Source organism: Halomonas sp., from assembly GCF_031581305.1.
GTDB lineage: Bacteria > Pseudomonadota > Gammaproteobacteria > Pseudomonadales > Halomonadaceae > Halomonas.
The window spans coordinates 1-7496 of sequence record NZ_JAVLBC010000162.1 but is presented as its reverse complement, the minus strand read 5'-3'; the positions used below and the strand labels follow the sequence as shown (position 1 = coordinate 7496).

The 7496-nt window shown below is 65.5% G+C and carries 11 protein-coding genes; 3 read left to right on the top strand and 8 right to left on the bottom strand.

From position 1 onward, the window contains the following. The coding region (locus RI841_RS12695; RefSeq protein ID WP_310705974.1) for a DUF302 domain-containing protein at nt 1–289 on the top strand (289 nt) is incomplete at its 5' end. 60 nt (nt 290–349) lie between these two features. Here RI841_RS12695 and RI841_RS12690 read toward each other — a convergent pair. Next, nucleotides 350–1015 (bottom strand): DUF3047 domain-containing protein, encoded by a 666-nt coding sequence (locus tag RI841_RS12690; protein ID WP_310705973.1) that lies wholly within the window; start codon nt 1013–1015, stop codon nt 350–352. 138 nt (nt 1016–1153) lie between these two features. Here RI841_RS12690 and RI841_RS12685 point away from each other — a divergent pair, with 138 nt between their 5' ends. Further along, nucleotides 1154–1420 (top strand): hypothetical protein, encoded by a 267-nt coding sequence (locus RI841_RS12685; RefSeq protein ID WP_310705972.1) that lies wholly within the window; start codon nt 1154–1156, stop codon nt 1418–1420. Between the two features lie 115 nt (nt 1421–1535). Continuing rightward, nucleotides 1536–1994 carry a DUF302 domain-containing protein gene (locus RI841_RS12680; RefSeq protein WP_310705971.1) on the top strand — a complete coding sequence of 153 codons (459 nt, stop codon included), beginning with the start codon at nt 1536–1538 and terminating at the stop codon, nt 1992–1994. A 29-nt stretch (nt 1995–2023) separates the two neighbouring features. On the opposite strand, the gene RI841_RS12675 is transcribed toward RI841_RS12680, so the two are convergent. The 7 genes from RI841_RS12675 to RI841_RS12645 form a co-directional block, all read right to left on the bottom strand. After that, a complete protein-coding gene (locus RI841_RS12675) occupies nt 2024–2224 on the bottom strand; it encodes a zf-HC2 domain-containing protein (protein WP_310705976.1) in 201 nt (66 codons plus the stop codon). A gap of 2 nt (nt 2225–2226) precedes the next feature. Next, nucleotides 2227–2808 carry a sigma-70 family RNA polymerase sigma factor gene (locus RI841_RS12670; RefSeq protein ID WP_310705970.1) on the bottom strand — a complete coding sequence of 194 codons (582 nt, stop codon included), beginning with the start codon at nt 2806–2808 and terminating at the stop codon, nt 2227–2229. Between the two features lie 391 nt (nt 2809–3199). Further along, nucleotides 3200–3826 carry a TIGR04282 family arsenosugar biosynthesis glycosyltransferase gene (locus tag RI841_RS12665; protein WP_310705969.1) on the bottom strand — a complete coding sequence of 209 codons (627 nt, stop codon included), beginning with the start codon at nt 3824–3826 and terminating at the stop codon, nt 3200–3202. Continuing rightward, a complete protein-coding gene (locus RI841_RS12660; RefSeq protein WP_310705968.1) occupies nt 3816–4508 on the bottom strand; it encodes a TIGR04283 family arsenosugar biosynthesis glycosyltransferase in 693 nt (230 codons plus the stop codon). Before RI841_RS12660 ends, RI841_RS12665 begins: the two co-directional genes overlap by 11 nt. Before the next feature lie 31 nt (nt 4509–4539). Beyond that, entirely contained in the window at nt 4540–5175 is a 636-nt protein-coding gene (locus tag RI841_RS12655) for an ATP-binding cassette domain-containing protein (protein WP_310705967.1), read from the bottom strand. Then, nucleotides 5172–6851, bottom strand: coding sequence for an ABC transporter permease subunit (locus RI841_RS12650; RefSeq protein ID WP_310705975.1), 1680 nt, complete (start codon nt 6849–6851; stop codon nt 5172–5174). The genes RI841_RS12655 and RI841_RS12650 overlap by 4 nt, the downstream gene beginning before the upstream one ends. 49 nt (nt 6852–6900) lie before the next feature. Beyond that, the coding region (locus RI841_RS12645; protein WP_310705966.1) for an ABC transporter substrate-binding protein at nt 6901–7496 on the bottom strand (596 nt) is incomplete at its 5' end.

Below are 7496 nucleotides of genomic sequence, written 5' to 3'. Positions count from 1 at the left end.
CGCTGCGAACCGGGGGGTCACCATCCCCGGCAATCGGGTCGTGGGCGTGTTTCGCAACGACTTTGCGGTACGCATCCTGCGGCTGAGCGTCCCGGCGATGATCGAAGCCCCCATGCGTTTCTATGTCACCGAAAATGACGATGGCAGCGCCACGCTCGCCTGGAAGACGCCGACTCACCTGCTTTCTCCCTACATGGACGCGGCCGGCGAGGAACTGGAAACGGTGGCCCGAGAACTCGATACCCTCTTCGCTGCCATTGCAAAGCGTGCCACCGAGGAATCGGAGTAGCGACCTGGCGCTGCGGTGACCTGCTCTGCTCATGCCTGAAGGGTCGTCCACCGGGCGTGCTCAGGGGCAGGCGGGCGGCTCGGAACTCGCGGAGAAGGCCAGGTGGGTGAACCAGGCCGTGGCATCCACCCCGGCATTGTCGCCGTCGCTCATCAGAGCGAGGCCATCGATGTGGTCCGGGCGGTTCCCGAAGAGTCGCTGATAGTCCTCGCGGATATCCCGCACTTCCGCCACCCATTCCCCTACGCGTGCTTCGCCACTCTGCAGGGCCAGCAACTGGGCGCGTGAGGTAAAGGCATTGGGCCAGTCCGACCCTGCCGGCTGGCTCGAGGCCCACACGTAGTTCACCGACTCGACTTGCCAGGGCAGCAGCCTCGTCTTGCGGGCCACATAGACCCTGGCCGGGTAATCGTCACCCGACTTGCGTGTCTCGTCGAGACCCTCATGTATGCTTGATACCTGCCAGCACCAGTGCAGGTAGGGCGTTTCGCGAAGGTCGACCTCGCGCTCCAGGTATTTCGCCGAGGCCTGTTGTCGAGCGCTGGCCTGGAGGAGTCGCATGCCCTTCCGTTCGATGATTTGGTACTCGGTTTCGCCCTCGAAATTTCGTGTCGGCCAGGAGTGAATATCATCCGGCGAGAACGTCAGGTCATCTGCTGCGATGACAGGTCCTGCCACCAGGGTCGTCAACGTCATCAGACACCAGGGGATAAGGGGTCGGATCATCGGGTAGACTGCTCCATTCGTTTCCGTGGATCGGGCTAATTTTTTCGGATAAATCGTAAGGATAATGGCTTCACTTTCACCAACTATCAAGACCTGATTAAAGGTCTTTTTGTCAGCCGATAGCCACGAGGTGTAGCCATGAAAATTCGAGTCATAACGTTGGCCATGATGGCCCTGATGCTGAGTGCCGGACCCCTGATGGCAATGGATTCCGAGTATCAGGAGCAGCGTCGTCAGGCATTGCAAGAGAAAAGTACAAGCTCGGCCATTCAGGCAGAGAATTCCATCGATCAGCGGCGCAATAGGGAGGTGAGTCAACGTGGAGAAGCGCAGCATCGCCGCATCGATAAGGATTGGCAACAATGGGAGCAGACGCGTGAAGCCCTGCGCTACTGGTGGCGCTAACTTGCCTTCACTTGGCAAGCATTCCCGGACCTGATACCCAGGTCCGGGTTCCTTGCCTTGTGCCCGGGGCTCGACCATCCTGACAGGACATTCGCTGAAAGCGTAAGGAGATACCATGTTGAAGAGATGGATCGGGATGGCAATGACCATGTTTGTGGTCATGCCGCTGATGGTGCACGCGGAAGAGCACGGCATTAGGCACCTTCAGTCAAGTGACGATATCGTTCGTGTCGAGCAGCGGCTGCGCGAGGCCATCGAGGAGAAAGGGCTGACCCTGATGAGTGTGGTCGATCACACCGCCAATGCAGAGGGCATGGGGCTCTCGTTGCCGGCAACCCGTACCTTCATCTTCGGCAATCCGCAGGTGGGCACGCCGATGATGCAGTGCCAGGGAAGCATGGCGCTGGACCTGCCCCAGAAGATGGTGGTGCGGGAGACGGACGACGGTGTCAGGCTGGAGTGGAATTCGCCACACTATCTGGCCGAGCGCCATTCCCTGGAGGAGTGCGCCCTGCCACTGGACAAGGTTGCTGGTGTGCTGGAAGGCGTGGCAAGCACTGCCGCCGGTCAGTGAGAGTGGTAGAATGAAGCATTGACGGGCCTTCAGTGCCCGTCATCGTCCTGCTCGGAGTCATCAAGTTCCGGGCCGAATCGCCTGCCGGCCTCATGAAGCAGCGTGAACTGTCTATTGCATTCTCGGCAGGCGCCGCACATGGAAAGGTGTAACCTCAGGGATACCCGTTCCTGAAAGGTGAGAGGGCGGTCCTGCTTGAGGGACATCAGGCGGGTCGCTTCCTTGCACATCATCATGCCGTTTCCTCCTTCAGCCACCCCTGTTCGATGCAGGCCCTGAGGCGCAGGCGGGCGCGATGCAGTATCACCCAGCAGTTGTTCTCCTTGATCCCCAGTTCCTTGCAGATATCGTCGGTGGATAGCCCCATCAGCTCGCGCAGGGAAAACACCCTGGCGGCATTGTCCGGCAGGGCGATCATGCAGGCATCGAAGACCTGCCAGAAGTGTTCGGTCTCGAAGGCTGCCTCGGGCTCTCCCCAGCTTGAGGGGCGAGCACTCTCCTGCCAGCGGCCATTCTGCTGGAATTGTCGGTCGATGGCATCGACGTCGTCTTCCTCCACCTCGAGGGGCTGCCAGCGCCCATGACGCTTCTGGGCGCGCATGGCGTCGAGGATCTTGTACTTGAGGATGCCGAAGACCCAGGTCTCGTAGCCGGATCGTCCGGCGAAGCTTTCATTCTTTTCGATGGCGGACATCATTGCCTCCTGTACGGCATCCTCAGCCTGGCTTCGCTCTCGCAGGTGCATGAGGGCGAAGGAGACCAGGCGTGGTCTGACAGCTGTAAGTCGTTGTAGCCTATCTTCTTTTTCATTCATCTAGGAGACCCTCGTTCCCTGTGCCGATGCTTTGACCAGACTCGGGAAAAGTCTAGCAGCTGGTATCAGCCAGGGTACAGGGTCTCCCGATTGAGTCGCTCAAGCCAGGCTTTCCTTACAGGATGTCAGGGTTGTCGGCAGGAGTTATGAGGTCGATGACATCAGGGATTCCGCCGATTTACCTGGAAGTCGTGTGCGTTAATCGCTGAAGGAAGAAGGGTGTTTGGGTAGAAAAAATGCCCATGTATCCCTTGGATTTTTTGATGTGGTTTGGCTCTCTTGACAGGCAACTCTTCCCGGTCTGCATGGAAGAGGAGGGGATGATATCCAGGCGCAATGCCACCTTGGGGTATGGGTCGGGCATGCCATGTCATCGGTAACAGCCTCCCGGCTACGTGAGCAGGTCGGAATGCTTCGCCAGTCGGTCAAGGTCCTCGGGCCTGTCCACATCCCAGAGCTGGGCGGGGCAGGCCAGCCGCCAGCCCAGCTCGTCGGCGTGATCGCGCGTCTGTGCCATCACGCGGTGCGTGCCCCAGTCGATGGCAGCGAAGAGTCGACGGTCGGCGCGCCGTAGCCCCACCAGCGCATACCCGCCATCCTCCACCGGCAGGAAGACGGCGTCGGCATCCGTCAGGGCAGCCTGGCAGCGCCTGAGCAGAGCCGGGGTGAGCGCCGGACAGTCGCTGCCGATCAGCACTCCCGGCGCGTCCATGGCCTGCAGGGCTTGGTACATGCGCTCTCCCAGGTCGCCTTCTGGTTGGGCACGAAGCCTGATGCCATGCCGGTCGGCCAGTTCCCGGAACAGCGGATGGTCATGATCCAGTGCCGTCCACAGGGTGATGCACTGCGGCGAAGTCGCCGCAAGGGCCGTCGCCACCGCATGGCGCAGAAGTCGCTCGTGCAGCCGGCAGGCGCCCTCGGCGCCCAGGGCCGGCATCAGGCGTGTCTTCACCCGGCCGGGGATCGGTGCCTTGGCGAGGATCGCCAGGGGCGCCTGGGCCCGGCTGTCAGCGGACATGGCGATACGCCCGGGCCAGGTCATCCGCTGACGCGCCTCGCCAGTAGCGCCAGCGCAGCCGCCACATCAGCAGGATGGTCTGCCGGGCGCCCTGTTGGTCCCAGCGCCGGCCACTGCTGGTCACCTTCTCGGTCAAACAGGCCGGCGGCGATTGTCGCTTGAGTCGCCGCGACATCTCGATGTCCTCCATCAGCGGCTGGTCGGGAAAGCCGCCCACAGCGTCGAAGGCCTCCCGGGTCATGAACAGCCCCTGATCGCCGGTGGCGATGCCCGTCAGGCGGGAGCGCAGGTTCATGGCGCCGGCGATCACGGGCAGCAGCGGATGACGCCCTTCCAGACGGACATCGAAGCGCCCCCAGCAATGTCTATCCGCAAGGGCGGAGGCGATCAGCCGATCGGCGTCTCGCGGGAGTCGCGTATCGGCATGCAGGAACAGCAGGTATCGACCGCGGGCCTCGCGAGCCCCGGCATTCATCTGCCGGGACCGGCCGGGCGATTGGACGATCACCATTGATGCCAGGGGGCGTGCCCGGGCCACCGTATCGTCGAGGCTGCCCCCGTCCACGACAAGTATCTCCACGTCGCGGGCCTGTGACGCCCGCAGTCGGATCAGCAGCGCCTCGATGGTGGCCGCTTCGTCCAGGGTCGGGATGATGATGCTGAGCCTCAACGTTTCCGGCATGCCGACAGTCTTCCTTAAGTGTGGGTCCGTCTCAGTGAGACAGCTCGATCAGCCGCCCACCGGCATCCTCGGCGTCCTCGGCGTCGTGGGTCACCAGCAGGCTGGGGAGGCCGGCCTCGCGCAGGCGGTCGAACACCAGCCTGCGCATCTCGTGGCGCAGGTGGGTGTCGAGCTTCGAGAAGGGTTCGTCGAGCAGTACCGCACAGGGCGCCGACAGCAGCAGGCGCATCAGCGCCACCCGGGCCTTCTGGCCGCCGGAGAGGGTGGCCGGGTCCCGGTCGCCGTAGTCGGCGAGGCCGATGTTTGCCAGGGCCTGCTCGACCCGCGCGGCCTTGTCGGCGCTGGCCCCGGGCATGCCGAAGCGCAGGTTGCCGCCTACCGACAGGTGAGGGAAGAGCAGCGGGTCCTGGAACAGCAGGCCGATACCGCGCTGTTCGGCCGGCAAGTTGCTGATGTCGTGGCCGTCGAGCAGCACCCGGCCGCTGGCCCGAAACTCGGGCGCCAGGAAACCGGCGAGATGGGCGAGCAGGGTCGACTTGCCCGAGCCGGAGGGCCCCATGACGGTGAGGACCTCACCGGGGCCGATCTCGGCATCGAGCTCTACCAGGACCTGGTCGCCCAGCTGGATGCAGATGTCACGAAGTTCGAGTCGATGGGTGGCGTTCATGGGGCTCCCTGCATGCCGCGTCGCCGCGACCATAGCAACCGGGGCAGGCCGACGGCGAGGATGAAGCCCGCCAGCGGCAGGCAGGCCTGGACCAGTGCCCAGACACCGATGACCCGGCGGTTGCCGCCGGCGGCCAAGGATACCGCTTCGGTGGTCACGGTCGTGATGCGTCCGGCGCCCAGCAACTGGGTGGGCAGGTACTGGCCGATGCTCACCGCCAGCCCCACGGCCAGGGCGGTGAGAACCGGGGCGAGCAGCATCGGCAGGCGTACCCGCCAGAAGGCCCCGTTGCGCGAGGCGCCCAGCGTCAGCGCCAGCTGCGACCAGCGCGGGTCGAAGCGCCGGTAGGCTTCGGAGAGCGAGAGGAAGACGTAGGGCAGCACGAACAGCAGGTGGCCGAAGATGACCAGCGCATGGGTCGGTCGGGTGCCGAGCTGTTCCATCACCACCGCCAGGCCGAACAGGAAGGCGATCTGCGGGACGATCAGCGGCAGGTAGAGCAGCCACAGGGCCCGCGAGGGGTGTCGGCCGCTGCGCTGCTCGTTTTCCAGTGCCGCCAGGGCCAGGGCCATGGCGAGCAGCGTCGCGCACACGGCGATCAGCGCCGTCGAGGCGACCGGCCCGGCAAGCGAGGGGAGGACCCGGGCCCAGTGGTCGGCGGTGACGCTCTCCGGCAGGGCGTCGGGGAAGCGCCAGAAGCCGGCCACGGAGTGGATCGCCAGGCCGGCGATGCCGACGAAGGCGATCCCCGTGGCCAGCAGGATCCACAGCTTGCCGGCGACATGCAGGCCCGCCTCGCCCCGACGGCGTCCGCCGCGTTCGATCCAGAGGCCCATCAGCCGGCTGGCGGCCCGCTCCAGTCCCCACCAGATCGCCAGCGCCGTGGCGGTGACGCCGAGCTGCAGGATCGCGCCGGCCGAGGCCAGGAAGCGCTTGTCGAGGTCGGGGTCGCTGAACCAGCCGAGGATCGACACGGCAAGCGTAGGCGGCAGGGTGGGGCCGAGGATCATCGCCACATCCACCACCGACGAGGCGTAGGCGATCACCGCATAGACCGGCAGGCGGATCAGCGGATAGAGCGACGGGGCGACCACCTTCCACCAGGCCAGGGTTGGGCGGTAGCCCAGCGAGCGGGCCATGGCGACGCGACGCTCGGGGTCGAGCTGGGGCAGGGCCGCCAGGCTCATCAGCAGCAGGAAGGGGATCTCCTTGATCACCAGCCCCGCGATCAGGGAAAGCCCCCAGGGGTCCTGGACGATCAGCAGGTCCGGAGGACGCTCCCAGCCGGTCAGCCCCGGCGAGGCGAGTCGCGCGACCAGCCCCGAGGGAGCGATCAGGAAGGCCAGGCCGAAGGCCGCGGCGGCATGGGGAATGGAGAGCAGTGGCGAGACCAGTCGCCGGATCCAGCGGTCGAGCCGGCTGGCGGTTGCGGCCGCCAGGTAGAGCAGCACCACCGCCAGCGAAATGGCGGTGGCGAGCAGGCCACTGGCCAGGCTGATGGCGGCCGAGCGCCAGATGCCGGGCTCGGCAAGCAGGGCCCGCCAGGGAGCGAGCGACAGGCTCTCCCCACCCAGGGCCGGCAGGTAGCCGAAGGCCGGCAACAGGACCATCCCCAGGCCGGCAAGGATCGGGGCCACCAGCAGCGCGACGAGCAGAACGGGGGCCAGGCGCAGCATCATCGAGCGGGCCTCGTTGTGGGAGCAGTCCGGGTGAGGTGCCTCGCCATCAGTTGCCGATATAGCGGGCCTGCCAGGCATCCTGCAATGCCGTCATCCAGCTGGGGTGCGGCTCGGGCAGCGTCTTCTGCAGGGCGCCTGCGGGCAGCATCGCCGGATGGCTCTCGTCCAGGGCGAACATGGCCCGGGTGCCGTCATCGAGGCGGGCCACATCGAGCACGGTGTGATCCCCCCAGACGGCAAGGTCCTGCTTGTGTGCCTGGGCCTCCGGCGAGAGCAGGAAGTCGGCGACCGCCATGGCGGCGGCCTTGTGGGGCGAGTTGAAGGGGATGGCCACGAAGTGCACGTTGCCCAGGGTGCCGCCCTCCGGCACATAGCTGCGGGTGCTGGGCGGCAGTTCGAAGTCGGCGACCGCTGCCGCCGGCTCCGAGGGCGTGAAGGTGAAGGCCAGCGCCAGTTCGCCGTTGCCCATCAGGCTGCGCATCTCGGGCCCGGTCGCGGGGAACTGCCGACCGCTTCGCCACAGGTGGGGATGGAGGGCGTCCAGATAGTCCCACAGCGGCGCGGTAATGGCGGCAAAGTCGCTCTCCTCGACCGGCGCGTAGAGCGCCTCGATGGCGGCCTCGTCGCGCGCCTTGCCCGCCA